Source organism: Pseudomonas sp. TE3786 (assembly GCF_054057335.1).
Genome location: NZ_JBSRZF010000002.1, coordinates 138,763 through 162,928, shown reverse-complemented (window position 1 = coordinate 162,928; position 24,166 = coordinate 138,763). Strand labels below are relative to the sequence as shown.

The window sequence follows — 24,166 nt, the reverse complement described above, 5'->3', positions numbered from 1 at the left end:
GCACCAATGCTTTTGAGTAGGGAGACCGACCATGACTGCCCGTTTGCTGGCCCGTTTGCTGTTAGTACCTTTATTGCTGATGCTGGCTGCCTGCCAGACCACCCAGCTGGACCAGGATTTCGACAAACACCGCGACTTCGCCGCCTACCGCACCTTTACCTGGAAAGAACCCGGGCTGCAGTACAGCCCCGATGACCCGCGGATCAAAAGCGACCTCACCGAACAACGCATCCGTGACGCCGTCAGCGAACAGCTCGACCAGCGTGGCGTGCGCCTGGCACCGGCCGGCAGCAAGGGCGATGTCAGTGTGCAAGCCTGGCTGATTGTGGAAAACCGCACCGACCAGGTCAGCACCAGCTACGGCGGTGCCTGGGGTAACTACTGGAATGGCGGTGCCTATTGGGGCGGCCCGGCGTACACCGAAACGCGCAATGTCGACTACAAGGTCGGCACCGTGCAGGTCGATCTGTTCGACGGCAAGGATGGCAAATTGGTCTGGCGTGGCAGCGCCGAGCAGATCGTGCGCAACAACCAGACCAGCCCGGTGGAGCGCGAAACTGCGATTCGCGAGACAGTCAGCAAGCTACTTTCCCAATACCCGCCACGCTGATGGCAACAGCGCCCAGTGAACTGACTGTGGGAGAGGCCCTCTCCCCCACAGTAAATTGTGCGAGCTGAAACGCCCTATTCGCCGGTACGTTCCCGCTCCATCGCCTCACCACTGGCGCGGCGCTGGTCTTCCAGACTGCCGCTGCTCTCGGTGCCGGTGCTGCCTGAACCCGTCTGGTTATTCAGCTGCGGATTGCTGGTGCCGGTATCCGCACCGTTGTTGATCGAGCCGCTGTTATTGGTGTTGTCGTTATAGCCATTGCTGTTCAGGCCATTGGTATTGGAGTTGCTGTTGCCGCCCGTGGTGCCAGTGCCGGAAGGCGCAGTCTGGGTCGACGGTGCCGATGGGCTGGCACCCTGTACCGCGCGAGCCGGGGCGCTGGCGTCGACGGCGAAACTCGGCGCACTGGCACCCAGCGCCAACAGCAAAGCCGCGCCCAGCAGGGCCGGCCGGCGAATCAAAGCGTTCATCTGTCACTCCCTGAGCCGGGGGCTCATTGTCTGATGTACAGCTTGGAGCCGTTGCGTTGGCCAAGAGTGCGAGGTGATGGACGAATGGTCGTCGCGCTGCTCGACGGGATCAGCGCAAGTTCTTCCGCGCAGAACAGCGACTTCGGTGCTGATCAGGATGTTCGCCCAGCCACCTGGCTGAACCGCTCGGGTTAAGCTGCCCAGCTCTTGCCAGCCACTGTCGAGCCCCGCATGCCCCCACTCAGCCATCGCCCCGCCACGGCCGACGACCTGCCCCAGGTCGTGGCCATTCCCCAAGACGCCGAAGAGTTGTTCTTCTGCTACCCCAAAGGCAGCTGGCCATTCACCCTGGCGCAGCTGGCCGACGCCGTGGCCGCACGGGAAGCCAGCACAGTGGTGGAACTGGACGGACGAATTGCCGCCTTCGCCAACTTCTACAGCAGCCAGCGCGGCGAATACTGCGCCCTCGGCAATGTGATGGTGGCGAGCTGGGCGCGCGGTCAGGGCGTGGCCCATTACCTGATCGCGCAGATGGAACAGATCGCCCGCCAGCGCTTCGCCGCCAAGGAAATGCAACTGAGCTGCTTCAATGCCAACAGCGCCGGGCTGCTGCTCTACCCTGCCCTGGGCTATCAGGTGTATGGCGTGGAAGAACGCCGCGATCACCGCGGCCAGCGCGTGGCCCTGCTGCAGTTTCGCAAGACGCTCTGATAGCCCCGTTGGCAGCGGCTTTAGACAGAGCTCGCGGTGATAGCCTTTTGATATTTTTTTCCCGGCGAAAGCACTATGCTCGGGCAACATAGCTGCTGTGATCACAAATCATGACCGACGCCGAATTGCCGCGTTCGCCCCAGGCCTTTGCCCTGTGGCGCGAAGTCCAGGACACCCGGGTACGCACCCGCCTGGGGGGCATCTATTACCTGCTGGCCTGGCTGCTCACCTGGCTGTTCAGCGGCAATCCTGCGGCCATCTGGGTCAGCGGCGTTGCCGGCACCCTGCTGTTTGCCGCACTGATGGCCGGCCGGCTGCTGCACACCCCGCCCCACACCCAGGACCAGCTGCAATGCTGGTTGGACCGCCATTGGGGCCTGGTACTGCTGACCTCGCTGTGCTGGGGCCAGGCGCATGCCTGGGCACTGTATAGCGAGGCCCTGCATGACTCGGCGATGATCGCTACCCTGAGCACCGTAGCCTTCAGCACGGCGATGACCTTCAACTTCGCCATGCGTAAAAAGCGCGCTTTTATCGCCCTTCTGCTGCTGTATGTGCCGGGGCTGGCGGTGATGGCCCTGGATTGGCGCGCGGGCCACAGCCAGCTGATCACCTTGCTGTTCTACCTAAGCTACCTGCTGCTGGCGCTGAACCGCAGTCACCGCGAATACCTCGCCACCCTCGACCTGGAGCTGCGTCTGCTGCAACAGCAAGCCAGCCTCGACCAGTTGAGCCGCACCGACAGCCTCACCCAACTGGGCAATCGCTACCAATTCAACAGCCTGTTCCAGAGCATGGTGGCCGCTGCCAAACGCACCGGCGAGCCACTGGCCCTGGTGCTACTGGATATCGACTTCTTCAAAAAGGTCAACGACCAGCGCGGCCATGCAGGCGGCGATGCCTGCCTGAGCGCGTTCGCCCAACGTATGCGTCTGGTGTTCCGCCGCGACAGCGACGCCTTGTTGCGCCTGGGCGGCGAAGAGTTTGGCGTGCTGATGCCCAACACCAGCCTGGAGCAGGCGCAGTTGCTGGCCGAGCAATTTCGCCGCGACCTGGCGCACAACGGCATCGACCTGCAAGGCGAGCACCAGCCGCTGACCACCAGCCTGGGTGTAGGTCGCTTCGACCCTCGCCTGGATGACAATGCGGAAAGCTTTTTCAAGCGCGTCGATAGCGCCCTTTACCAGGCCAAACGCAATGGCCGCGACCGCCTCGAGTTAGCCGCGGTGTAGCCGTAGGTTGGGCTAAGCGCTAGCGCCGCCCAACTCAGATGCCATGCCCATTGTTGGGCTGCGCCTTTGGCTCAACCCAACAAGGAAGTCGCGACCAGCTTTAAAGCCGGAAACTGCCCATCTGCTTGCCCAAGTCCTCCGCCAGGCCCTGCAAGGTCTGGCAGTCCTGGCGGCAGGCTTGCACTTCGTCCGCGGTGGCATGCGCCAGGTCGGCGATGCCCTGGACGTTGCGGTTGATCTCTTCAGTTACCGAGGATTGCTCCTCCGTGGCCGCCGCCACCTGGGTGTTCATATCGCTGATGCGTTCGATCTGCGCGGTGATCGAGCCCAGCGACTCGCCGGTGCGCTGGCTGGATTGCACGCCATCGCCCGTCGCCGCCTGACCGGCCTGCATCGAACTCACGGCAGTCTGCGCGCCGGTTTTCAGGCGCTGGATCATTTGCTGAATCTCGCCAGTAGAAGCCTGGGTGCGGCTGGCCAGGGTCCGCACCTCATCGGCCACCACGGCAAAGCCGCGGCCCATCTCGCCGGCGCGCGCCGCTTCGATGGCGGCGTTCAACGCAAGGAGATTGGTCTGTTCGGAAATGCCGCGAATCACCGATAGCACCTGGTCGATGGACGCCACTTCATTGGCCAGCTCGGCAACGGCGTCAGAGGCTTCGCCGATGTCACCGGACATTTTCTCGATTTGCTTGATCGAGCCGCCCACCACCTCGCGCGCCTGCACCGCTTCATCGCGGGCACTCTGCGAGGTGCCGGCAGCACTGCTGGCATTGCGGGCGATTTCCTGCACCGTCAGGCCCATCTCATGTACAGCAGTGGCCACCATATCGGTCATTTCATGTTGGCGGCTGGCGCGCCCGGCGGTGTTTTCCACCACTGTGGCAACCTGACCCACCGCAGTACGCAGGCGCACGCTGGTGCCCAGAACGGCACTGATCAGCTCGCGCTGGCTACTGATAAAGCGGTTGAAGCCGCGGGCCAGATCGCCCAATTCGTCCTGCCGCGTTTCATCCAGACGGCGCGTCAGGTCGCCACCACCGCCACCGATTTCCACCAGGGCCGCGGTCACCTGCTTGATTGGCCGCACCAGGCCACGGGCGAGAAACACCACCAGACCCAGGGAGAACAACGCCACCAGCACGCCGATCAGGCTGCTGGTCACCAGCGCCTGGTTGGCATCGGCATAGATTTCCGCTTCCGGCACTTCGCTGACCAGCAGCCAACCCAGGGTTTTCAGCGGTTGCGCCAGGGCCAGGTAGGCTTCGCCATCGCGTTGGAAATGCACGGCCTTGCCGCTGTCCACCAGCAGCTTGCCGGCGGCCTCGCTGCCCAGCAGGTCGCTGAGCTGACGGGTGTCGTTGTATTCGGATTGCGGGTGAATCTTCACCTTACCGTCGGCACTGACCAGAAAAATCCGTCCGCTCTTGCCGAAGTGGAAGTTGCGCACCAGGTCCGACATGGCCTGCAAACCAAAGCCCAGGCCGGCAAGACCGAGGGTTTTGCCATTGGCGCTGATGCGCTGGTTGATAAACAGGGTTGGCTGGTTGGTGGTCTTGTCCGAGTCGATCTGCACCACCCGGCTGTCGCTGCCATCGACGAAGCTGTAGAACCAGCCGTTCTCTGCCGGGCCGCGGCTAAGGGTGCGGTCCAGGCCTTTTTCGGTGAAGTAGTTGCCACTGCCGGCCACCACGATAAAGGTAGTCAGCGCCTTCTGCTGAACCTGCACGCCGTGCAGATAACGAACGAAGGCATCCTTTTGGCCAGGGTCTTCGCCGTTGCTCAGCCACTCCTGAACCATGGCGTTTTCGGCGATACCGCGGGCGGCGGTGAGGGGTTCGGTAAGAATTCGTTCGAGGTCGTTGCCAATCGCCGCCACGCTGGCAGGAAGGGCTTGTTCGACCAGGGCTTTTTCCGCGAGGCGATTGACCACCGCCGCATAGATGCCCACCACAATCAGAATACTGGCCAGCAGGGCGGCACCCATGCTGAGGATCAACTGCCACTGAATACTGCGTTGCCAGAGGCGCATGGGCTATTACCTGTGTGGACTTTTGGGGGGATACGGCGACAGATTGTATACAAAGCACCTGGCGATTCGCGCAGAAAGTTACGCGTTTATGACCCGCTGCTTTGCTCTTATCGACCAAGGGCATAACTAGCTTTAGCCCTTATCCCGTACCCCGCCAACCACTGCTCAGGGTCGCGCGCGCTGTTGCCCCTGCTCCAGCACCCAGGGCACCAGCTGCGCACTCAGGCTGTTGCTGGCCTGACCGAAGGCGCGCACCACATCGGGTACCTGCTCACTGCTGGCCGCCTGGCGCACATCGAAGCGCCGCGCGGCGAGAATCTTGCGGCTGGCGCTATCCACCAGCTGCACATCCAGACGCACCACCACCTGCACCTGGCCGTTCTGGTATTCGCTCTGGAATGCGCGCAGGTCGCTGACCAGCACCAGGTCGGCCTGCAGCTGGGCGTCATCGCTACTCAATTGATGGATGCGGCCGTCGGCCTGAAAGCCATCGAGCAGCCGATCCCGCAACAACACCGGGCCGTTGTCGCTCCAGCGTGAACCCTTGTAGCTGCTGATCACGCTACCCTCGGGCACCACGGCAATGCGCGGATTATCCAGGGCCATATTGGCCTGCGGTTTGGCCACCCGCAGCGACCAGTTCACCGCCGCCGCACTGCTGGCAGCCACGGCCGGCGCGCCGGGCAGCAGGTAGACATTGCTCGGCTCGCTCTTGGGCAGAATCGAGCAGGCCGTCAACAGGCTGAGCAAACCCAGGGTCAGCAGGGCACGGGTCATGGTTGGAACTCCTTGTTCTTCTCGCCGCCAAGCAGGTAGCCGGCCGGGTCTTCCTGCAGGCGACGGGTGATCGCGCGCAGGCTGCTGAGGGTTTCGCGCAACTCGCCCACCGCCGGGCCGATGGCGCTCAGGCCCTGGGCACCGGCGTTCAGCGAGTCACGGTTTTCGTTAAGCAGGCGTTCGATGCTCTGGCTGGCGCGGTCCAGCGCGGCCATGGCATCGCGGGCGCTATTGAGGGCCTCCTTGCCTTGTTGGTCGAGCAGGTTGTTGGCGGTGGCCATGACCTTGCTGCTCTGCTCCAGGGTCACGCTGGCCTGACGCGAGGCGGCGGCCAGTTGTTTGACGATGGCACGCATGTCTTCTCGCTCATCGGCAATGGCGCCGGTGGCCTGATCCAGGTGGTCGAGGGTACGGCTGACGCGGGCGACGTTGTCCGGCGAAACCAGCAGGTTGGCGCTGGCGGCCAGCTTGTTGATATTGGTCAGCAGGTCTTCGCCGCTGGCCAGCAGCGCGGTGATCGGCGATTTGTCCGCGACTATCACCGCCACCTTGCCGGTCTTGCTCACCAGCTTGGGGCTTTCCGGCGAGCCGCTGTGCATCTGGATAAACGAGCCGCCGGTGATCCCCACCAGCGACAGCTTGGCGTGGGTGTCCTGCTTGACCGGGGTGTCGGCCGCCACGCGAATGCGCGCACGCACTTTGCGCGGGTCTTTGGGATCGAGTTTGAGGGCGATCACCTCGCCGACCTTGATGCCGCTGTATTGCACCGTGCTGCCAGGCGACAGGCCATTCACCGCCTCGTAGAAAACGATGTCGTAGAGGGCAAATTCGCGGTCGGCCGTGGACTTGGCCAGCCACAAGCCGAACAGCAGCGCTGCGGCTACCGCCAGCACCGTGAACAAGCCGATCAACACATGATGGGCGCGGGTTTCCATATCAGTTGTTCTCCGTCAGACGGACGCTGGCTTGCAGCGCCGCACGGCCACGGGGGCCATGGAAATAGTCGTGCACCCAGGCGTCTTTGGTGGCAGCCACGGTGGGCAGATCGCCGGCCACCAGCACGCGTTTTTGCGACAACACTGCCACCCGGTCGCAGATGGTGTAGAGGGTGTCGAGGTCGTGGGTCACCAGAAACACGGTTAGGCCGAGGGCATCGCGCAAAGTCAGGATAAGTTGGTCGAAGGCCGCCGCGCTGATCGGGTCGAGGCCGGCGGTCGGCTCGTCGAGGAACACGATCTCCGGGTCCAGGGCCAATGCCCGCGCCAGGGCAGCACGCTTGATCATGCCGCCAGACAGCGAGTCCGGGTATTTGTATGCCGCGGTTTCAGGCAGACCGGCCAGGGCCAGTTTCACCACGGCGAGGTTTTCCGCCTCTTCGCGGCTGAGGCCGGCGTGTTCGATCAGCGGCAGGGCGATATTTTCCAATACGGTAAGCGAGGAAAACAGCGCGCCGGACTGAAACAGCACGCCAAAGCGCCGCTCCACCTGTGAGCGTTTTTCCGCCGAGAGACTCAGCAGGTTCTCGCCAAACACTTTTACGCTGCCGGCGGTGGGGCGCTGCAGGCCGACAATCGAGCGCAGCAGCACCGACTTGCCGGTGCCCGAGCCGCCGACGATGCCGAGGATTTCGCCGCGCACTACATCCAGGTCGAGGTGCTGATGGACCACCTGGGTGCCAAAGGCATTGGTCAGGTCGCGCACTTCGATGATTGCATCCGTCGTCACCAGCCCATCTCCATAAAGAACATCGCCGCCAGGGCATCCAGCAGGATCACCACAAAGATCGACTGCACCACTGCCGAAGTGGTGTGTTCACCCACCGACTGCGCACTGCCGCTGACCTTGAACCCCTCCAGGCAACCGATCACGGCAATCAGAAAGGCAAACAGCGGTGCCTTGCTCAGGCCCACCAGCAGGTGCTGTACATCGATGGTCTGGAGGATGGTGAGGTACATGGTCGGCGAGATATTCAGCACCAGCAGGCAGACCACCGCGCCGCCGAGAATGCCGGAGAGCATGGCCAGAAAGGTCAGAATCGGCAGCGACACCAGCAGCGCCAGCACCCGTGGCAGCACCAGCAACTCGATGGGGTTGAGACCCAGGGTGCGAATCGCATCGACCTCTTCATTGGCCTTCATCGAACCGATCTGCGCGGTAAAGGCGCTGGCGGTGCGGCCGGCCATGAGGATGGCGGTGAGCAGCACGCCAAACTCCCGCAGAAAGGCGAAGGCCACCAGGTTCACCGTGTAAATGGTGGCACCGAAGTTGGCCAGCACCGTGGCACCGAGAAAGGCCACCACAGCGCCGACCATAAAGGTCAGCAACACAACGATGGGCACGGCGTCCAGGCCGGTCTGTTCGATATTGGCGACCAGCGAAGTGAACCGCCAGCGGCGTGGGCGGAACAGACCGCCGATAAGGGTTTCCAGCACCAGACCGATAAAGCCGAGCAGCGCCGCCACCCGTGCCCACAGGCTGACGACAAAGTCGCCGATATGCGCCAGCACATCGGCGAGCCCGGCGCGCGGTTGGGGTTTTTCCGGTTGGCAGTATTCGCGCAAGGCACTGCCTACCGAATTGAGCAATGCCTGGCGGGCGGGGTTGAGACTGGGGTCGCTGGCGGCCAGATCGATCAGCCGCTCGGCACCCAGCAGATCGGCCAGCAAGGCTGCACCGGAGGTGTCCAAACCTTGCAGCCCGGCCAGTTGCACCCGGGTGCCGCCCTGCAACTGCGGGCGCAAGGCGGCCACTTCGCGAGCCAGCTGGCTGTAGTGGGGCAAGGTCCAGTCGCCGCTCACCAGCAACTGTGCCGGCGTTACGGCAGTGTCCAAACGTAATGCGGCTGAAGTCATAACAAGCGGCTTATTCATCCTGGGTGGCCGGTAGCGTAGCAATGGCAGGTTACATCACCTGCACGCCAAGGTGTTTCCTGCTGTTTAGAGCGGCTGCGCCAAGCTCGCCAGCGGCCGGCCGTTCAGATGGAACCGCCAGCCGCTGCGCTTGCCCAACCAGAACAACAACCGAGGACAGAGCATGCAGGTAGAAGGATTCTTCGATTGGCTTGGCCACGCGCTGGGTAGCGTTATCCGTTTTATCGTCGACGGCTTGAGTGGCCTGCTGCATCTGATCGGCAATGCCGGCCGACAGTTTCTCCATGGTCTGTCGAGCGCCCTGGGCATTACCCCGTCACTGCTCAGCATCGTCGCACTGATCGTTGGCTTGTTATTGCTCTACAGCGCGGTGCGCGCCTTTATGCGTCGCTCACTGGTGCTGGGGCTGATCTGGCTGGTGCTGGGCTTGTGGCTGCTGAGTCTATTGATCAGCTGAGCCTTTTCATCAGCTCAGTCTATTTTTCAACTGCCTGGGGGCCTTGCACGTTTGTGTCGCCTTCTGCGTTTGCAAGCCGGCGCTCAGCTGCGAAGCTACACGGCATCCGGGCATTAGATAGATGTAGAGGTTCACCATGCAGATCAGCTCCCACTTCGACAGCGGCAATATCGAAGTCCAAGACTCCAGCAATCCGCACCATCCGTTGCTGAAGATGCGCAAGGACCTCAACAGCCACCACTTCCAGTGGTTTCACTTCAAGGCCGAAGACCTTACGCCCGGCCAGCGTTACGACTTCAGCATCACCAATGCCGGTGAGTCGGCCTACAACTGGGCCTGGTCGGGTTACCACGCCGCCGCTTCCTACGATCAGAAAACCTGGTTCCGCGTGCCCAGCACCTACGCCGACGGCACCCTCGGTTTTGGCCTGGAAGTGCAGCAGGCACAGATCTGGTTCGCCTACTTCGAACCCTATAGCCGCGAACGCCATGACTGGTTGATCGACCAGGCGCTGTTCAAGGCCGACGCCGAGCTGGTCGCCTGCGGCAAAAGCGTCGAAGGCCGCGATATCCAACTGCTGCGCATCAGCCGCAATCCCCATGCCCAGCGCAAGGTGTGGATCATTGCCCAGCAGCATCCCGGCGAACATATGGCCGAGTGGTTTATGGAAGGGCTGATCGAGCGTCTCAAGCTGCGCGACGACGCCGAACTGGATGCCCTGCTGAGCACAGCCGATCTGTATCTGGTACCCAATGTGAATCCCGATGGTGCCTACCGCGGCCACCTGCGCACCAATGCGGCCGGCAAGGACCTGAACCGTGCGTGGCAGTCGGCCAATGAGGCGGAAACCCCCGAGGTGTTTTTTATTCAGCAGCAGATGCGCAAAATGGGCGTCGACCTGTTCCTGGATATCCACGGCGACGAAGAAATCCCCCATGTATTCACCGCCGCCTGTGAAGGCAACCCAGGCTATACGCCGCGTATTGCCGAACTGGAAAAGCGCTTCCGCCAGCGCCTGGTGGCGCAGGGCGCGGAATTCCAGACGCGCTTTGGCTATCCGCGCAGCGAGCCGGGCAAGGCCAATATGACCTTGGCCTGCAATGCGGTAGGGGAAGAATTTGACTGCCTGTCGTTCACCATCGAAATGCCGTTCAAAGACCACGACGACAGCCCCAACCCGCAAACCGGTTGGGATGGCAAACGCTCCAAGCAATTGGCCAAGGATGTGTTGAGTGTGACGGCGGGGATGGTGGAGGAATTGCGTTAGGGCGCATACCCGCTTGCCGGTATGCGCCGATTTCGCCGCTCGACTGCCTTAGCGCATCGAGCTAAGCCACCCGGTGTGTGGCACGCACAGATCATGTTTGCAGGACACCGACGCCACCGGCGGCCCCTGCCGCGCCAGCTCCACGCGGATGGCGGCGGCAGCGTAAATGCCGCAGACCATCAGCAGGCCGAAGGCGATCAGGTACTTTCTTGTTCTTAGGGTCATAACGGCATCCTCGTGGAATGTTTCCGTTCTTTCAGCGTAGGCCAGCGGTGCCCGCCGTGGATGACCGCTGGGTCTTATTCAGCCTGCGTATAACGGCCTATGGCGCGCCAGACGTGATCTCTATACTGCGTCGTCCACAGGGAGTTACCGATGCTGCGCGAAGCCTGGAGCCATAGCCCCACCCACCGGAAAGTCTGGGCCCTGGCGGCACCGATGATTCTGTCGAATATCTCCGTACCGCTGGTGGCGCTGGTGGACAGCACGGTGGTCGGCCATTTGCCCCATGCTCATCAACTGGGTGCAGTGGCGGTGGGTAGCACCCTGTATGTGATGATCGTCGGCATCCTCGGTTTTCTGCGCATGGGCACCACCGGCTTCAGCGCCCAGGCCAGCGGTCGTGCCGATGGCGGAGCGTTGCGCCAGGTGCTGATCCAGGGCCTGGCGCTGGCGGCCTTGCTGGCGTTGACCCTGGGTTTGCTGGCCCTGCCCTTCGGTGATCTGGCGCTGGACCTGATGAACCCCTCCGCCGAGCTCGACCAACACACCCGTGCGTTCTTCCATACCCGCCTGTTCGGCCTGCCGGCGGCGCTGGCCAACTTCGCCCTGATCGGCTGGTTTCTCGGCACCCAGAACGCCCGAGCGCCGCTGGCGATTCTGCTCGGCACCAATCTGTTGAATATCGTCCTGTCGCTGTGGTTTGTCCTCGGCCTGGACTGGGGGGTGGTGGGCGCAGCGCGGGCGGCGGTGCTCAGCGAATGGGGCGGTGCCCTGCTCGGCCTGGCCCTGACCCGCGGTGCCCTGCGCCGTTATCCCGGGCGCACCCAATGGACGGCCATGGCGTTATGGCGCAACTGGCGGCCGCTGCTGGCGGTGAACCGCGACATCTTTATCCGCTCCCTGGCCCTGCAGGGCGTGTTCTTTCTGCTGACTGTACAAGGCGCGCGACTGGGCGATGAAACCGTGGCGGCCAACGCCCTGCTGCTCAATGGCCTACTGCTGACGGCCTACGCCCTGGATGGTTTCGCCCATGCCATCGAGGCGCTGTGCGGCCATGCTCTGGGCGGCCGGGATCGCCTGGGGCTGCTGCGCAGCCTGGTGGTGGCTGGGGGCTGGTCGCTGCTTGCCAGCCTGCTGTTCGCCCTGTTGTTCGCCGTCGGCGGGTCGCTGTTTATCGCCGTACAAACCGATATCCCTTCAGTGCGCCGCACTGCGGATATCTACCTGCCCTATCTGGCGTTGCTGCCGCTGGTGGCGGTGTGGAGTTACCTGCTCGACGGCCTGTTTATCGGGGCCACCCGCGCACGGGAAATGCGCGATGCCATGCTCCTCAGCGTGGCCCTGGCGCTGCCCCTGGCCTGGCTGCTGCGCGACTTCGGCAACCACGGTCTGTGGTTGGCCTTTCTTGCGTTCATGTTGCTGCGAAGCTTGTGTTTGGGTGTCTATGCTTACCACCTGACCCGCCGCGACCAGTGGTTCGTTCCGCCCAGCCTTGAAGGATCAGCGCATGTTCAGCCCGGCAATCCCAGCTAACGAGCTTATTCGTCAGGAGGTACTGGATAACCAGGAGTTGCTGGACACGCCCGCCGACCCGTACCTGGATGTACTGGTGAAGGTGGTCAGCGAGATGTTCGAGGTGAAAACCGTACTGATCAGCCTGATCGACCGCGACCGCCAATGGTTCAAGGCCCGTCGCGGCCTGGAGATTCCGGAAACGCCGCGCAGCCTGTCGTTCTGCGGCCACGCAATCCTCCAGGAGGATCTATTCATGGTCGAAGACACCCACCAGGACCCGCGCTTCGTCGATAACCCGGTGGTCACCAACCCGCCCTTTCTGCGCTTCTATGCCGGCCAGCCGCTGTATGCCCAGGATGGCCATGCGATCGGCACCTTGTGCCTACTGCACCCCAAGCCCAAACAACTGAACCGCAAACAGAAACAGCGCCTGAAAGACATGGCCACCCTCGCCGAGGGTTACCTGAAGCTGCGGAATATAAGTGAGCAGACCCAACAGTTGCGCGCGGCGCTAAGCCGCGAGCAGCGCAAGACCATGCTCGACAGCCTGACCCAGGTGTGGAACCGCGCCGGCCTCGAGCACTTTCTACCCCGCGAGCAGACCCGTGCCGAAGAGCGTCACCTGAAGCTCGGTCTGCTGTTCTGCGACCTCGATTATTTCAAGCGGGTGAACGATGCCCACGGCCATGACGCTGGCGACAAGGTGCTTTGGGAAAGCGCGCGGCGCATCGCCGCGGCGGTGCGTCCGCAGGATGTGGTGACCCGCAGTGGCGGTGAGGAATTTGTGGTGTTGACCCAGGTGCATCACGAAGAAGAGCTGCGCATGATTGGCGAGCGTATCCGCGCCGCCCTGGCGCGCACGCCCATCGATACCGGCGAGGTCGAGCTGCAGCTGACCATCAGTGTCGGCTGCGCGCTGGCCGAGCCGCAGGAAAACCCCGAACGCGCGCTGAAGCGTGCCGACCAGGCGCTGTATCACGCCAAAGGCAATGGCCGGAACCGCGTGGAATTCGCCGCGTTCGAAGCCAATCCCGTGCCCAAAACCCTTAACTGAGCCCGCGCATCCGGCGCGCAGACTCCGGAGCGATTCACCACCCTAGCCCCCGAGGAACTCCCATGGCCGCTGCCATTGCTGCGTACCTGCATTACCTGGCGATCTTTCTGCTATTCGCCCTGCTGACCCTGGAACACCAGCTGTTCAAGCTGCCGCTGGACCTGGCCCGCGCGCGCAGCCTGATGCGTATCGATACCGCCTACGGAGTCGCCGCCGGCCTGGTGCTGGCCACCGGCGCGGCGCGGGTGCTGTGGTATGGCAAAGGGCTCGACTACTACCTGCACAACAGCGTGTTCCACGCCAAGTTCGGCCTGTTTATTCTGGTTGGCCTGCTGTCTGCCGTGCCCACCGTGGTGTTCCTCAAATGGCGCTCGGCGGTAAAGGCCGGCGAGGTGCCGCAGGTGAGTGCCCAGCAGGCCAGGCTGGTGACTCTGGTGATTCGCCTGGAGCTGCTGGGCCTGCTGGTGCTGCCATTGCTGGCGGCATTGATGGCCAGAGGCCATGGCTCGTTTTAGGCGCGCTCCTCAACCCTTTAGGAGCGGCTTCGGCCGCGATGCCGCCCACGCAAACGAAGCGGCGACTATCAACCACCGTTGAGGCACGCCTCGCGCTTTCGTGTGAAAACGCAGTTCGCAGAAGACTTTCACGGCCGATTTGCCTAACCTGTATATACAAGCGTATATATGTGCTCGTTTTCCTCTACCGGCAAATTCCAGGACCACTCCCATGTCGCAATCACTGCTTCTTCAGCCCGGCCAGCTCACCCTCGAACACTTGCGTGCGATCTATCAGCAGCAATGTCCTTTCGAACTCGATCCGGCGGCCAAGGCAGTGGTCGACACCAGTAACCGCACGGTGTTGGAAATCATCGCCAATCAGCGCACGGTGTATGGCATCAACACCGGTTTCGGCCTGCTGGCGCGCACCTCGATCCCCACCGAATCCCTGGCCAAACTGCAACGCAACCTGTTGCTGTCGCACTGCACCGGCACCGGACCGCTGCTCGACGATGCCAGCGTCGGTCTGATCATGGCGCTGAAAGTCGGCTCCCTGGCCCGTGGTTTTTCCGGTATCCGTTGGGAAGTGATCCAGGCCCTGGCAGCGCTGTACAACGCCAAGGTTTATCCGTGCATTCCGTCCCAGGGTTCGGTGGGTGCCTCCGGTGATTTGGCACCGTTGGCGCATATGTCGGCGGTGCTGATCGGCATTGGCCGCGTGCGCCACCAAGGCCGTGAAATGGATGCGCTCGAAGGCCTGGCGATTGCCGGTCTGCAACCCATGGTGCTGGGACCGAAAGAAGGCCTGGCGCTGATCAACGGCACCCAGGTGTCCACCGCCCTGGCCCTGCGTGGCCTGTTCGCCACCGAAAAACTGTTCAGCGCCGCCGTGGTCGCCGGCAGCCTTAGCGTGGAAGCGCTGAAAGGTTCGGCCGTGCCGTTCGACCCACGTATTCAAGCGGTGCGCGGCCAGGCCGGGCAGATCGACGTGGCGGCCTTCTATCGCGAGCTGCTGGGCAACACCAGCGAGATCCGCGAATCCCACGCCGACTGCACCCGCGTGCAAGACCCCTACTCCCTGCGCTGCCAGCCACAAGTGATGGGGGCCTGCCTGGACCATATGCGCTTTGCTGCGCAGATTTTCCTGCGTGAAGCCAACGCCGTATCCGATAACCCACTGGTATTCAGTGCCGATGGTGATGTGCTGTCGGGCGGCAACTTCCACGCCGAGCCGGTGGCCATGGCCTCCGACGTGCTGGCCCTGGCCATCGCCGAAATCGGCGCGCTATCGGAGCGGCGCATTGCGCAACTGGTTGACCCGGCGTTGTCCGGTCTTCCCGCGTTCCTGGTGAAGGAAGGCGGCTTGAACTCCGGTTTTATGATTGCCCAAGTCACCGCCGCGGCCTTGGCCTCGGAAAACAAAACCCTCGGCCATCCGGCGTCCATCGACAGCCTGCCGACTTCTGCCAACCAGGAAGACCATGTCTCCATGGCCACCTTCGCCGCCCGCCGGCTACTGGATATGGCCGGCAACAGCAGCGCAGTCGTGGCTATCGAACTGCTTGGCGCAGCGCAAGGCGTAGAACTGCATGCGCCACTGAAAACCTCGCCGCTGCTGCTGGAAGTGATCGAGCTGGTGCGTAGCGAAGTGCCGCACTACGACGAAGACCGCTACTTCGCTCCAGACATCGCGGCAGCGCGGGCGTGGGTGGAGAACGGCGCGTTTGGGCGCTGGTTGGCGTTTGATCGTCTGTATGCCTGACGAGCATTCGTAGGAGCGGCTTAAGCCGCGATGCTCTTGCGTTTGCAGGGATCGCGGCTAAAGCCGCTCCTACGAGAGCTCAATCAGGCAGTACGGATGAGCGGCCTGGCACCGCAGCGTTTGCAGGTGTTCGCCGGAAACGTGCAGGCAATCATACTGCCCCAACTCCACCGCCTCTCCCGCTAACTTCACGCGTAACGCCTCACCGGTACTGAACAACAGAACGGTTTTGGTCGATGTAAACACCGCGCTCTCCCCCGCCGCCATCCACTGCAACCGTGCCTGGCAACGCTCTGGCGCATAGATCAGGTTGAAGTCACGAATCGCCCCGCCCAGCAGCGTGCAATGCACCTGGCTATCCCCGGAAAAGGCGAAGGCATCCAAGGCGCGCAACGGTCGCGACAGTTGCCCATCGACCTCTAGCTGCATGCCTTCACCCTCCAGCACGGTGATGATTCGCTGATAGCCATTGAACGCAGAAAACGGCCCAGGCTGGGCGACGTCGGCAATCGACAGACGCCAGACGAAAGCCTCCAGGCCATCACCATCGCGGAGAATTTCCAGGGTGCTGCCGCCGCCGTTTTTCCACGGCATACGCGGGTAATCGGCAGCGCGCAGCAGCTGCCAGGTCATGAGGCGAAACGCCCTTCCAGGCGATGGCGCGAACCCGGGTACAACAGGCGCGCCACGGTGACGGTGCGGCGCCCCGACCAGGTACGACGACGGATCAGCAGGCAAGGTTCGCCGCGCTCGATCTGCAGCAATTTGCATTCGGCGGGCTCAGCCAGAATCGCCTCGACCACATGCTCGCCTTCGCTCATCGGCGCGATCTGCATCAGGTAGGCGTAAGGGGTGGCGACGGTGAAATCCTGCTGGAGGTAATCCGGCGCGACGCTGGCATTTACGTAGCGGTCTTCGATCTGCACCGGGATGTCGTTCTCAAAGTGCACGATCAGCGAATGGAACACCCGCTCGCCTTCACGGACGTCCAGCAACACCGCGCGCTCAGCACCGGCTTTTTCTTCCACCAGGCGCACCACCACACAGTGGTGACGATGGCCACGGGCGGCGATTTCATCGGCGATATTGTGCACTTCGAACAGCGCTGACTGGCCCTTGGGTTCGGCGACAAAGGTGCCAACGCCCTGCATGCGCACCAGCAACCCTTCGGCGGTCAACTCGCGCAGCGCACGGTTGATGGTCATGCGGCTGAAACCCAGCTGCGCGACCAGCTCGCTCTCCGAAGGCACGCGGTGATGGGGTGGCCAGACGCCGGCGTGGATCTGCGCGCTGATCATCTGTTTGACCCGCGCATACAGGGGTGCAGGCACCTCACCCAGTTGCGCGGCCAGGGTGGCCATCTCGGACTGTGGAGCAGACACAGGAATCTCCTTGGCTAGTCAGCGCTGCCGGCGCGACGGTGGCGAGAGTTTACGTTTCCCGTTTGCCTCTGTATATGTATATACAACCTGAACATCGCCCTGGAGCGCCCGGAATATGCCTGTTTTCTTTGCTGAGCGCGCTTTGCTGCCAAACGGTTGGGCGCGCAATGTACGCCTGCTGGTGGGTGCCGACGGCCTGCTGCAACAGGTGCAGGCCGACGCCAGCGACGACGGTGCCGAACGCCTGCACGGCCCGCTACTGCCGGGCATGCCCAACCTCCACTCGCATGCTTTTCAACGGCTGATGGCCGGGCTGGCGGAAGTGGCCGGCAACCCCAACGACAGCTTCTGGACCTGGCGCGACCTGATGTACCGCCTGGTGGCGCAGCTGACGCCCGAGCAGATCGAAATTATCGCCCGCCAGCTGTATATCGAAATGCTCAAGGCCGGCTACACCAGCGTCGCCGAGTTCCATTACGTACACCACGCGAGTGCCGGCCAGCCTTACGCCAACCCGGCCGAGCTGGGCCTGCGCATCAGCCACGCGGCGGCCGACAGCGGTATCGGTCTGACGCTTCTGCCCGTGCTCTACTCCCATTCAGGCTTTGGCGGGCAGCCGGCCAATGAAGGCCAGCGCCGCTTTATCCACAGCGTCGACAGTTACCTCGACCTGCAACAGCGCCTGCACAGCGCCCTCGCTGAGCAGGCGACGCAACGCCTGGGCCTGTGCTTCCACTCGCTACGGGCGGTCACCCCGACGCAAATCGACCAGGTGCTGGCCGCCAGCGCCAGCGACAGCCCGGTGCATATCCATATCGCCGAGCAGCAAAAGGAAGTCGACGACTGCCTGGCCTGGAGCAACCAGCGCCCGCTGCAATGGCTGTTCGAACACGTGCCTGTGGACCAACGCTGGTGCCTGGTCCACGCCACCCACGCCAATCCCGACGAGGTGCGGCAGATGGCGGCCAGCCAGGCCGTGGCCGGTTTGTGCCTGACCACCGAAGCCAATCTGGGCGACGGCGTCTTCCCGGCGGTGGATTACCTCGCCCAGGGTGGACGGCTGGGGATAGGTTCCGACAGCCATGTATCGGTAAGCGTGGCCGAAGAACTGCGCTGGCTGGAATACGGCCAGCGCCTGCGCGATCAGAAACGCAACCGCCTGTACCGCAGCGACCAGCCCATGATCGGTCGGACCCTGTACGACGCGGCCCTGGCCGGCGGTGCGCAAGCCCTGGGGCAACCGATTGGTGAACTGACGGTGGGCAAACGCGCCGACTTCGTCGTGCTCGATGGCAGCGACCCGTACATTGCCTGCGCCGAAGGCGACGCCATTCTCAACCGCTGGCTGTTTGCCGGGGGTGATCGGCAGGTGCGCGATGTGCTGGTGGCCGGCCAATGGTTGGTGCGTGATGGGCGGCACCGCGACGAGCAGGTCAGCGCCCAGGCGTTTGCGGGCGTGCTTAAGGCCATGCTGGGCTAATGGCTCCATCACCGTCGTCCCAGCGCAGGCTGGGACCCAGGCGCTGTGACAGATCAGACAACATTTTTCTTGTGCAAAAATCTGGGTCCCAGCCTTCGCTGGGACGACGGTGGGATATCTGATACACGCGTATATGCGCCGCGCCGCGCAGGGATTCACGGCTGGCCTGAGGCCTGTGCCCCACATTTATTCCAGCTGAGCAGTGCGGACGTTTTTTTTGCCGCGCACCGCGGGCATACTAGGCCGTCTCCATCCGGTATCGCCCACCCCCATGCTTCGCACCCTGACCGCCATTGTTCTCGCTTGCCTGCTGTGCCCGGCCCTGGCCGACGAGCGCGCAGACACCCAGAAGCAGCTCGACGCCGCCCAGCAAGATGTTGCCGAGCTGAAAAAGCTGCTGCAGAAGATCGAGGCGGACAAATCCGGGATCCAGAAACAGCTGCGTGGCACCGAAACCGAGATGGGCGATCTGGAGAAACAGATCAAAACCCTTGAGGAGCAACTCAAGGACAGCGAATCCGAGATCCAGCGCCTCGATGGTGAGAAAAAAAAACTTGAAGGTGCGCGCCTCGAACAGCAAAGGCTGATCGGCATCCAGGCGCGAGCGGCCTACCAGAGTGGTAGGCAGGAGTATTTAAAACTCCTGCTCAACCAGCAGAATCCGGAAAAATTCGCCCGCACCCTCACCTACTACGACTACGTCAGCCAAGCCCGCCTCGATCAGCTCAACACCTTCAACGAAACCCTGCGCCAACTGGCCAACGTCGAACGCGAGAGCGCCGAGGAAAAGGCCCAGCTCGATCAGCGCAAAGGTGCCCTTGATCAGCGCCGCGACCAGTTGGCCCAAGTGCGCAAAGAGCGCCAGCTGGCGTTGGCCAAGCTCAACAACGATTCGAAAAGCAGCGACCAGAAGCTCAAGGCCCGTCAGCAGGAACAAGCCGCGCTGGGCAATGTGCTGAAAACCATCGAAGAAACCCTGGCCCGTCAGGCCCGCGAAGCCAAGGCCGCGGAAGAAGCACGCAAGCGTGCTGAGGAAGAACAGCAGCTGGCCATGGCCAACCGCCGTGTCGGCCCCGGTCAGAAGCCGGTCAGTGCCGCCAGCGGCCCGATGGTTTCCAGCGACGGCGCCACATTTGGCGGCGCGTTTGCCAGTGCCCGCGGCAAATTGCCGTGGCCGGTGAATGGCCGCATCGTGGCGCGATATGGAACCCAACGCGGCGATGACGCTCGTACAACATGGGACGGCGTGCTGATCGGTGCCTCCGCGGGTAGCCAAGTGCGTGCCGTGAGTGGTGGGCGCGTGGTATTTGCCGACTGGTTGCGCGGTTCCGGGCTGCTGGTAATCCTCGACCATGGCAACGGCTACCTGAGCCTGTACGGGCACAATCAAAGCTTATTGAAAGACGCGGGTGACGTGGTCAAAGCTGGCGAACCGATTGCGACGGTCGGCACCAGCGGCGGCCAGGACACCCCGGCGCTGTATTTTGCGATTCGTCAGCAGGGCCGCCCCAGCGACCCCGCGCAATGGTGTCGGGCGCAGGGATAGGCCCAGTACCTCTTATTAGTGGAGCTCGTTCGATATGCCGCATTTGTCTCGCCTTAATTCCCTGGCCCTGGCTATCGCGCTGGCGCTCGGCGCCCCGCTCCTGCACGCCGCTACCGATGTTGAAAGCAAGGCACCAGCCGCCTCGCCGGCGACCGCCAAGGCACCGCTGCCATTGGACGAACTGCGCACCTTCGCCGAGGTGCTGGACCGTATCAAAGCCGCCTATGTGGAACCGGTGGACGACAAGACCCTGCTGGAAAACGCCATCAAGGGCATGCTCAGCAACCTCGACCCGCACTCCGCCTACCTGGGCCCGGAAGACTTCGCTGAGTTGCAAGAAAGCACCAGCGGCGAATTCGGCGGCCTGGGCATCGAAGTCGGCCTGGAAGATGGCTTCGTCAAAGTGGTCTCGCCCATCGACGACACCCCCGCCTCGAAAGCTGGTATCCAGCCCGGTGACCTGATCGTGAAAATCAACGGCGAGCCCACCAAGGGCCTGTCGATGATGGAAGCCGTGGACAAGATGCGCGGCAAGGCCGGCGAGAAGATCCTGCTGACCCTGGTGCGCGACGGCGGCGACCCCTTCGATGTGCAACTGACCCGCGCGGTGATCAAGGTCAAGAGCGTCAAGAGCCAGACCCTGGAACCGGGTTATGGCTACCTGCGAATCACCCAGTTCCAGGTCAACAGCGGCGACGAAGTGGGCAAGGCCCTGGCCAAGCTGAAGAAAGACAACGACGGCAAGAAATTGCGTGGCCTGGTGCTGGACCTGCGCAACAACCCCGGCGGCGTGCTGCAGGCGGCCGTGGAAGTGTCTGACCACTTCCTTACCAAAGGTCTGATCGTTTACACCAAGGGCCGTATCGCCAACTCCGAACTGCGCTTCTCCGCCGACCCGGCCGACGCCAGCGAAGGCGTGCCGTTGGTGGTGCTGATCAACGGCGGCAGCGCCTCGGCTTCGGAGATCGTCGCCGGTGCCCTGCAGGACCAGAAGCGCGGCATCCTCATGGGCACCAACAGCTTCGGCAAAGGCTCGGTGCAAACCGTGCTGCCGCTGAGCAATGACCGCGCCCTGAAGATCACCACCGCGCTGTACTTCACCCCCAACGGCCGCTCCATCCAGGCCCAGGGCATCGTTCCCGATATCGAAGTGACGCGCGCCAAGATCACCCGCGAAGACGACGGCGAAAGCTACAAGGAAGCCGACCTGGCCGGCCACCTGGGCAACGGTAATGGCGGCAAGGACAAAACCAGCAGCGAGCTGAAAGCCCAGAGCGGCAAGACGCGCCCGCAGGATGACGACTTCCAGTTGAGCCAGGCGTTGAGCTTGTTGAAAGGGTTGAACGTTACTCGCAGCCAGTAACTTTGTTGCCAGGAATCGACGCTGTTAAAAGTAAAAAGCCGAACCCTCTGGGTTCGGCTTTTTAGTTTACGGCGGTGTTGGTTTACAGGTAGCTGCTGGAAATCTTCTCTACGGTGCCATCGGCACGCATCGCATCCAGGGCTTTCTGCAAGCGCTGTACGACTTCATCCGGGGTGTTGAGGTTCAGCGCCAGGAACAACTGGTTTTCGTTGAAACGCAGCACGGTCACCAGACCATTCACACCTTCCTGCTTGGCCAGGTAGCGCCCCACCGGATCGGTGGTGGCCCACAGGTCGATCTTGCCTTCCATCAGTTTGCTGACGTTTTCCTGGTCACGCAGGGCGTTCACCGGAGTCATGCCTTTGCCTTCCAGGTACTGGCTGACCGAGGCGTTTTTATAGGCACCGAGCTTGTACTGGTTGGCTTCTTCCAGGCTGTTGAGCTTCAAGGTGCTGCCCGGCTTGGCCAGAATTACCGCACTGGTGTTGGCCAGCGGGCCAACCCATTTGAACAGTGCCTGGCGCGCCTCGGTGCGGGTGGTGGAGAACAGGCCGTAGTTGGCGTTGTCCTGGGTCAGCTTGTACAGACGGTCCCAGGGGAAGCGCAGGGTCAGGTTGTACTTGATGTCAGCGCGCTTGAACATTTCCCGCACCAGCTCGGCGCTGATGCCATCGATGCCTTCATCGCGGGCGAAGTTCTTGTCGCCCACCGCCATGTTGAACGGCGGGAAGTTTTCGGTCAGCAGTACCACTTCGTAGCCTTCCGGCAGCTCGGCGCGGGCGGCGCTGGCGACCAGGGCCAGGCCCAGCAACAGGGTACGGGTGAATAGTTTCAGCATGATCGGGTGATGTCCTATCGAGGATTTTTTCGGGCAGCCGAGTTCCGGCGCAGCAAGCGCGCAATCGTACAGAGAGTTCCATAGAATTTTGTGACGCAGATCTCAGAGCGGAGAGAGCGTGGAGGGACAGATAGCGACGGATTGGGACAAGAAGTCTTCGTTCGCAGGAGTCGCGGCTAACGCCCCTCCCACAGGATTCACGATTTCCTGTGGGAGGGGCGTTAGCCGCGATGCTCTTGAGGGCTACAGGTAGTTATTGGTCACGTCGTCGACAAAACCTTCGGTACGCATGTCATCCAGGGCCTTTTGCAGGCGCTGCACCACTTCGTCCGGGGTGTCGATGTTCAGCGCCAGGTACAGTTGGGCATCGTTGAAGCGCAGGGCGGTGGACAATCCGCTGACGCCTTCCTGCTTGGCCAGGTAACGGCCCACCGGGTCGGTGGTGGCCCACAGGTCGATCTTGCCCTCCATCAGCTTGGCGACGTTTTCCTGGTCACGCAGGGCGTTCACCGGGGCCATGCCCTGGCTTTCCAGATGCTGGCTGACGGCGTCGTTCTTGTAGGCACCGACGGTGTATTTGCTCGCTTCCTTGAGGTTTTTGAGCTTCAGCGTGCTACCCGGTTTGGCCAGCAGCACCCAGCCGGTTTTCGCCAGCGGCCCCACCCATTTGAACAGCGGCTTGCGCTCTTCGGTGTAGGTAGTGGAGAACAGCCCGTAGTTGGGTTTGTCGAGGGTCAGCTTGTACAGCCGGTCCCAGGGGAAACGCAGGCTCAGGGAGTATTCGATGCCGGCACGCTTGAACATTTCGCGCACGATCTCGGCGCTGATGCCGTCGATACCATCGTCACGGGCAAAGTTTTTGTCGTCGATGGCCATGTTGAAGGGCGGGAAGTTTTCGGTCAGCAACACCACCTTGTAGCCATACGGCAACTCGGCGTGGGCGACACTGCTGGCAGCGAGTGCCAGGCCCAGCAACAACGAACGGGTGAACACTTTCAGCATGATTCTGTCCTGTCTGCGATCTGTCGACCCAACCCCAAGACGCAATAGCTACACCCTCACCTGCCCGCCATTGCGACGGACAAGACTGCTGTTGGTCGAGCGGCACGGATCGAGAAAATAGGTCGGCGCAAGGCAGGCTTGTGGCCCGTCTTGCAGTGCTCTTCTTCTTGGAATGCCAGGGTGCCGCCGCAACAGATGGCCGGGCAGTTAGAAGTGCCCGGCTGGCTTGACCCTACAGATAGCTGTTGAGGATTTCGTCGACGAAGCCCTCACTGCGCATCTTGTCCAACGCACCCTGCAGCTTCTGTACCACCTCGTCGGGGGTTTCCTTGTTGAGGGCCAGGTACAACTGCGCTTTGTTGAAGCGCAGCACAGTTTTAAGACCGGTCACGCCTTCCTGCTTGGCCAGGTAACGGCCGGCAGGGTCGCCAGTGGCCCACAGATCGATCTGACCATCGCGCAGTTTTTGCGCATTTTCCTGATCGCGTAGTGCGGTAACAGGCTCGAGCTTGTGTTCGGTGAGGTATTCGGCGATGGCGTCACCTTTGTACGCACCAACGCTGTACTTGCGAGCATCGTCGAGGTTGTTGAGGGTGATTGGGCTATCGGCCTTGGCCAGCATGATCCAGTCATCCGGACCAATCGGCCCGACCCATTTGAACGAGGCCTCACGCTCGGGCAGGCGCGCCGTCACGAACACCCCATAGCCTGGCTTTTCCAGCGCCAGCTTGTAGATCCGATCCCAAGGGAAACGCAGGGTCAGGGTGTATTTGATGCCCGCACGTTTGAACATCTCTTTGACCACGTCCACGGCGATGCCGTCGATATTGTCTTCCTGAGCGAAGTTCTTGCCGTTGATGGCCATGTTGTAAGGCGGGAAGTTTTCGGTCAGCAGCACGACGCTGTAATCCGGGTTTACTTCAGCACGAGCACTGCCAGCAAGCACCATTACGGTGCTTGCCAGCGCAAGCAGCAGGCGTTTGTACATTTGGGTCTCTCTACCTCTAAGGGATTTGAGGCGCAGCGCTGGGGAGCAGGACCAGTGGGTTGATCCTTTAATGCTCCCGGGCCAAGCCGTG

At 62.4% G+C, this 24,166-nt stretch carries 24 protein-coding genes and 1 pseudogene; 12 read left to right on the top strand and 13 right to left on the bottom strand.

Annotation, left to right across the window (positions count from 1 at the left end; genetic code table 11):
• Positions 1-43 precede the first annotated feature (43 nt).
• A complete protein-coding gene (locus ACVW0Y_RS03220; RefSeq protein WP_457436321.1) occupies positions 44-610 on the top strand; it encodes a DUF4136 domain-containing protein in 567 nt (188 codons plus the stop codon).
• Positions 611-684: 74 nt separating this feature from the next.
• On the opposite strand, the gene ACVW0Y_RS03215 is transcribed toward ACVW0Y_RS03220, so the two are convergent.
• Positions 685-1,080, bottom strand: coding sequence for a hypothetical protein (locus tag ACVW0Y_RS03215; protein WP_457436011.1), 396 nt, complete (start codon positions 1,078-1,080; stop codon positions 685-687).
• A 231-nt stretch (positions 1,081-1,311) separates the two neighbouring features.
• Here ACVW0Y_RS03215 and ACVW0Y_RS03210 point away from each other — a divergent pair, with 231 nt between their 5' ends.
• Together ACVW0Y_RS03210 and ACVW0Y_RS03205 are read left to right on the top strand one after the other, a co-directional pair.
• On the top strand, positions 1,312-1,791 hold the full coding sequence (locus ACVW0Y_RS03210) for an N-acetyltransferase family protein (RefSeq protein ID WP_457436009.1): 480 nt from the start codon (positions 1,312-1,314) through the stop codon (positions 1,789-1,791).
• Positions 1,792-1,901: 110 nt separating this feature from the next.
• The gene (locus ACVW0Y_RS03205) at positions 1,902-3,023 is read left to right on the top strand and encodes a GGDEF domain-containing protein (RefSeq protein WP_457436008.1); all 1,122 of its coding nucleotides are present in this window, start codon (positions 1,902-1,904) and stop codon (positions 3,021-3,023) included.
• 100 nt (positions 3,024-3,123) lie between these two features.
• On the opposite strand, the gene ACVW0Y_RS03200 is transcribed toward ACVW0Y_RS03205, so the two are convergent.
• The 6 genes and pseudogenes from ACVW0Y_RS03200 to ACVW0Y_RS03175 form a co-directional block, all read right to left on the bottom strand.
• Entirely contained in the window at positions 3,124-3,852 is a 729-nt protein-coding gene (locus ACVW0Y_RS03200; protein WP_457436320.1) for a methyl-accepting chemotaxis protein, read from the bottom strand.
• Positions 3,853-3,987: 135 nt separating this feature from the next.
• Positions 3,988-5,010: pseudogene (locus ACVW0Y_RS03195) on the bottom strand (cache domain-containing protein); the annotation flags it as partial.
• Between the two features lie 210 nt (positions 5,011-5,220).
• Positions 5,221-5,832, bottom strand: coding sequence for an ABC-type transport auxiliary lipoprotein family protein (locus tag ACVW0Y_RS03190; RefSeq protein ID WP_457436007.1), 612 nt, complete (start codon positions 5,830-5,832; stop codon positions 5,221-5,223).
• Complete coding sequence (locus ACVW0Y_RS03185; protein ID WP_457436005.1) at positions 5,829-6,767, bottom strand: MlaD family protein; 939 nt, start codon at positions 6,765-6,767, stop codon at positions 5,829-5,831. The genes ACVW0Y_RS03190 and ACVW0Y_RS03185 overlap by 4 nt, the downstream gene beginning before the upstream one ends.
• A 1-nt stretch (position 6,768) precedes the next feature.
• On the bottom strand, positions 6,769-7,557 hold the full coding sequence (locus tag ACVW0Y_RS03180; RefSeq protein WP_457436004.1) for an ABC transporter ATP-binding protein: 789 nt from the start codon (positions 7,555-7,557) through the stop codon (positions 6,769-6,771).
• Positions 7,554-8,684, bottom strand: coding sequence for an MlaE family ABC transporter permease (locus ACVW0Y_RS03175; RefSeq protein WP_457436003.1), 1,131 nt, complete (start codon positions 8,682-8,684; stop codon positions 7,554-7,556). Before ACVW0Y_RS03175 ends, ACVW0Y_RS03180 begins: the two co-directional genes overlap by 4 nt.
• Before the next feature lie 181 nt (positions 8,685-8,865).
• On the opposite strand from ACVW0Y_RS03175, the gene ACVW0Y_RS03170 reads away from it, so the two are divergent.
• On the top strand, positions 8,866-9,159 hold the full coding sequence (locus ACVW0Y_RS03170; protein ID WP_457436001.1) for a hypothetical protein: 294 nt from the start codon (positions 8,866-8,868) through the stop codon (positions 9,157-9,159).
• Positions 9,160-9,295: 136 nt separating this feature from the next.
• Positions 9,296-10,426, top strand: a complete 1,131-nt coding sequence (locus ACVW0Y_RS03165; protein ID WP_457436000.1) for a M14 family metallopeptidase — start codon at positions 9,296-9,298, stop codon at positions 10,424-10,426.
• Between the two features lie 48 nt (positions 10,427-10,474).
• On the opposite strand, the gene ACVW0Y_RS03160 is transcribed toward ACVW0Y_RS03165, so the two are convergent.
• A complete protein-coding gene (locus ACVW0Y_RS03160; protein WP_457435999.1) occupies positions 10,475-10,651 on the bottom strand; it encodes a hypothetical protein in 177 nt (58 codons plus the stop codon).
• 150 nt (positions 10,652-10,801) lie between these two features.
• Here ACVW0Y_RS03160 and ACVW0Y_RS03155 point away from each other — a divergent pair, with 150 nt between their 5' ends.
• From ACVW0Y_RS03155 to hutH, 4 genes are all read left to right on the top strand, one after another.
• Positions 10,802-12,181 (top strand): MATE family efflux transporter, encoded by a 1,380-nt coding sequence (locus ACVW0Y_RS03155; protein ID WP_457435997.1) that lies wholly within the window; start codon positions 10,802-10,804, stop codon positions 12,179-12,181.
• The gene (locus ACVW0Y_RS03150; RefSeq protein ID WP_457435996.1) at positions 12,156-13,217 is read left to right on the top strand and encodes a sensor domain-containing diguanylate cyclase; all 1,062 of its coding nucleotides are present in this window, start codon (positions 12,156-12,158) and stop codon (positions 13,215-13,217) included. Before ACVW0Y_RS03155 ends, ACVW0Y_RS03150 begins: the two co-directional genes overlap by 26 nt.
• A gap of 62 nt (positions 13,218-13,279) precedes the next feature.
• Entirely contained in the window at positions 13,280-13,732 is a 453-nt protein-coding gene (locus tag ACVW0Y_RS03145; RefSeq protein ID WP_457435995.1) for a DUF2214 family protein, read from the top strand.
• A gap of 211 nt (positions 13,733-13,943) precedes the next feature.
• Entirely contained in the window at positions 13,944-15,476 is a 1,533-nt protein-coding gene (gene hutH / locus ACVW0Y_RS03140; protein ID WP_457435993.1) for a histidine ammonia-lyase, read from the top strand.
• Positions 15,477-15,545: 69 nt separating this feature from the next.
• On the opposite strand, the gene ACVW0Y_RS03135 is transcribed toward hutH, so the two are convergent.
• Positions 15,546-16,109 (bottom strand): HutD/Ves family protein, encoded by a 564-nt coding sequence (locus ACVW0Y_RS03135; protein ID WP_457435992.1) that lies wholly within the window; start codon positions 16,107-16,109, stop codon positions 15,546-15,548.
• The gene (gene hutC, locus ACVW0Y_RS03130; RefSeq protein WP_457436318.1) at positions 16,106-16,837 is read right to left on the bottom strand and encodes a histidine utilization repressor; all 732 of its coding nucleotides are present in this window, start codon (positions 16,835-16,837) and stop codon (positions 16,106-16,108) included. Before hutC ends, ACVW0Y_RS03135 begins: the two co-directional genes overlap by 4 nt.
• A gap of 136 nt (positions 16,838-16,973) precedes the next feature.
• On the opposite strand from hutC, the gene ACVW0Y_RS03125 reads away from it, so the two are divergent.
• From ACVW0Y_RS03125 to ACVW0Y_RS03115, 3 genes are all read left to right on the top strand, one after another.
• Positions 16,974-18,338: a formimidoylglutamate deiminase gene (locus ACVW0Y_RS03125; RefSeq protein ID WP_457435991.1), complete on the top strand. Its 1,365-nt coding sequence runs from the start codon at positions 16,974-16,976 to the stop codon at positions 18,336-18,338.
• Between the two features lie 271 nt (positions 18,339-18,609).
• A complete protein-coding gene (locus ACVW0Y_RS03120) occupies positions 18,610-19,884 on the top strand; it encodes a murein hydrolase activator EnvC family protein (RefSeq protein WP_457435990.1) in 1,275 nt (424 codons plus the stop codon).
• A 34-nt stretch (positions 19,885-19,918) separates the two neighbouring features.
• Positions 19,919-21,247 carry a S41 family peptidase gene (locus ACVW0Y_RS03115; RefSeq protein WP_457435989.1) on the top strand — a complete coding sequence of 443 codons (1,329 nt, stop codon included), beginning with the start codon at positions 19,919-19,921 and terminating at the stop codon, positions 21,245-21,247.
• Between the two features lie 82 nt (positions 21,248-21,329).
• Here ACVW0Y_RS03115 and ACVW0Y_RS03110 read toward each other — a convergent pair whose 3' ends face one another.
• From ACVW0Y_RS03110 to ACVW0Y_RS03100, 3 genes are all read right to left on the bottom strand, one after another.
• On the bottom strand, positions 21,330-22,085 hold the full coding sequence (locus ACVW0Y_RS03110) for a substrate-binding periplasmic protein (RefSeq protein WP_457435988.1): 756 nt from the start codon (positions 22,083-22,085) through the stop codon (positions 21,330-21,332).
• 243 nt (positions 22,086-22,328) lie between these two features.
• Complete coding sequence (locus ACVW0Y_RS03105) at positions 22,329-23,087, bottom strand: substrate-binding periplasmic protein (RefSeq protein WP_457435987.1); 759 nt, start codon at positions 23,085-23,087, stop codon at positions 22,329-22,331.
• A 232-nt stretch (positions 23,088-23,319) separates the two neighbouring features.
• A complete protein-coding gene (locus tag ACVW0Y_RS03100; protein ID WP_457435986.1) occupies positions 23,320-24,075 on the bottom strand; it encodes a substrate-binding periplasmic protein in 756 nt (251 codons plus the stop codon).
• Between the last annotated feature and the right edge of the window lie 91 nt (positions 24,076-24,166).

What these genes read in the sequence shown, in the direction of transcription:
- ACVW0Y_RS03215 (WP_457436011.1), bottom strand. Translation starts at nt 1,080, where the DNA reads ATGAACGCTTTGATTCGCCGGCCGGCCCTGCTGGGCGCGGCTTTGCTG.
- ACVW0Y_RS03210 (WP_457436009.1), top strand. Translation starts at nt 1,312, where the DNA reads ATGCCCCCACTCAGCCATCGCCCCGCCACGGCCGACGACCTGCCCCAG.
- ACVW0Y_RS03205 (WP_457436008.1), top strand. Translation starts at nt 1,902, where the DNA reads ATGACCGACGCCGAATTGCCGCGTTCGCCCCAGGCCTTTGCCCTGTGG.
- ACVW0Y_RS03200 (WP_457436320.1), bottom strand. Translation starts at nt 3,852, where the DNA reads ATGGTGGCCACTGCTGTACATGAGATGGGCCTGACGGTGCAGGAAATC.
- ACVW0Y_RS03190 (WP_457436007.1), bottom strand. Translation starts at nt 5,832, where the DNA reads ATGACCCGTGCCCTGCTGACCCTGGGTTTGCTCAGCCTGTTGACGGCC.
- ACVW0Y_RS03185 (WP_457436005.1), bottom strand. Translation starts at nt 6,767, where the DNA reads ATGGAAACCCGCGCCCATCATGTGTTGATCGGCTTGTTCACGGTGCTG.
- ACVW0Y_RS03175 (WP_457436003.1), bottom strand. Translation starts at nt 8,684, where the DNA reads ATGACTTCAGCCGCATTACGTTTGGACACTGCCGTAACGCCGGCACAG.
- ACVW0Y_RS03170 (WP_457436001.1), top strand. Translation starts at nt 8,866, where the DNA reads ATGCAGGTAGAAGGATTCTTCGATTGGCTTGGCCACGCGCTGGGTAGC.
- ACVW0Y_RS03165 (WP_457436000.1), top strand. Translation starts at nt 9,296, where the DNA reads ATGCAGATCAGCTCCCACTTCGACAGCGGCAATATCGAAGTCCAAGAC.
- ACVW0Y_RS03160 (WP_457435999.1), bottom strand. Translation starts at nt 10,651, where the DNA reads ATGACCCTAAGAACAAGAAAGTACCTGATCGCCTTCGGCCTGCTGATG.
- ACVW0Y_RS03155 (WP_457435997.1), top strand. Translation starts at nt 10,802, where the DNA reads ATGCTGCGCGAAGCCTGGAGCCATAGCCCCACCCACCGGAAAGTCTGG.
- ACVW0Y_RS03150 (WP_457435996.1), top strand. Translation starts at nt 12,156, where the DNA reads ATGTTCAGCCCGGCAATCCCAGCTAACGAGCTTATTCGTCAGGAGGTA.
- ACVW0Y_RS03145 (WP_457435995.1), top strand. Translation starts at nt 13,280, where the DNA reads ATGGCCGCTGCCATTGCTGCGTACCTGCATTACCTGGCGATCTTTCTG.
- hutH (WP_457435993.1), top strand. Translation starts at nt 13,944, where the DNA reads ATGTCGCAATCACTGCTTCTTCAGCCCGGCCAGCTCACCCTCGAACAC.
- ACVW0Y_RS03135 (WP_457435992.1), bottom strand. Translation starts at nt 16,109, where the DNA reads ATGACCTGGCAGCTGCTGCGCGCTGCCGATTACCCGCGTATGCCGTGG.
- hutC (WP_457436318.1), bottom strand. Translation starts at nt 16,837, where the DNA reads ATGGCCACCCTGGCCGCGCAACTGGGTGAGGTGCCTGCACCCCTGTAT.
- ACVW0Y_RS03125 (WP_457435991.1), top strand. Translation starts at nt 16,974, where the DNA reads ATGCCTGTTTTCTTTGCTGAGCGCGCTTTGCTGCCAAACGGTTGGGCG.
- ACVW0Y_RS03120 (WP_457435990.1), top strand. Translation starts at nt 18,610, where the DNA reads ATGCTTCGCACCCTGACCGCCATTGTTCTCGCTTGCCTGCTGTGCCCG.
- ACVW0Y_RS03115 (WP_457435989.1), top strand. Translation starts at nt 19,919, where the DNA reads ATGCCGCATTTGTCTCGCCTTAATTCCCTGGCCCTGGCTATCGCGCTG.
- ACVW0Y_RS03110 (WP_457435988.1), bottom strand. Translation starts at nt 22,085, where the DNA reads ATGCTGAAACTATTCACCCGTACCCTGTTGCTGGGCCTGGCCCTGGTC.
- ACVW0Y_RS03105 (WP_457435987.1), bottom strand. Translation starts at nt 23,087, where the DNA reads ATGCTGAAAGTGTTCACCCGTTCGTTGTTGCTGGGCCTGGCACTCGCT.
- ACVW0Y_RS03100 (WP_457435986.1), bottom strand. Translation starts at nt 24,075, where the DNA reads ATGTACAAACGCCTGCTGCTTGCGCTGGCAAGCACCGTAATGGTGCTT.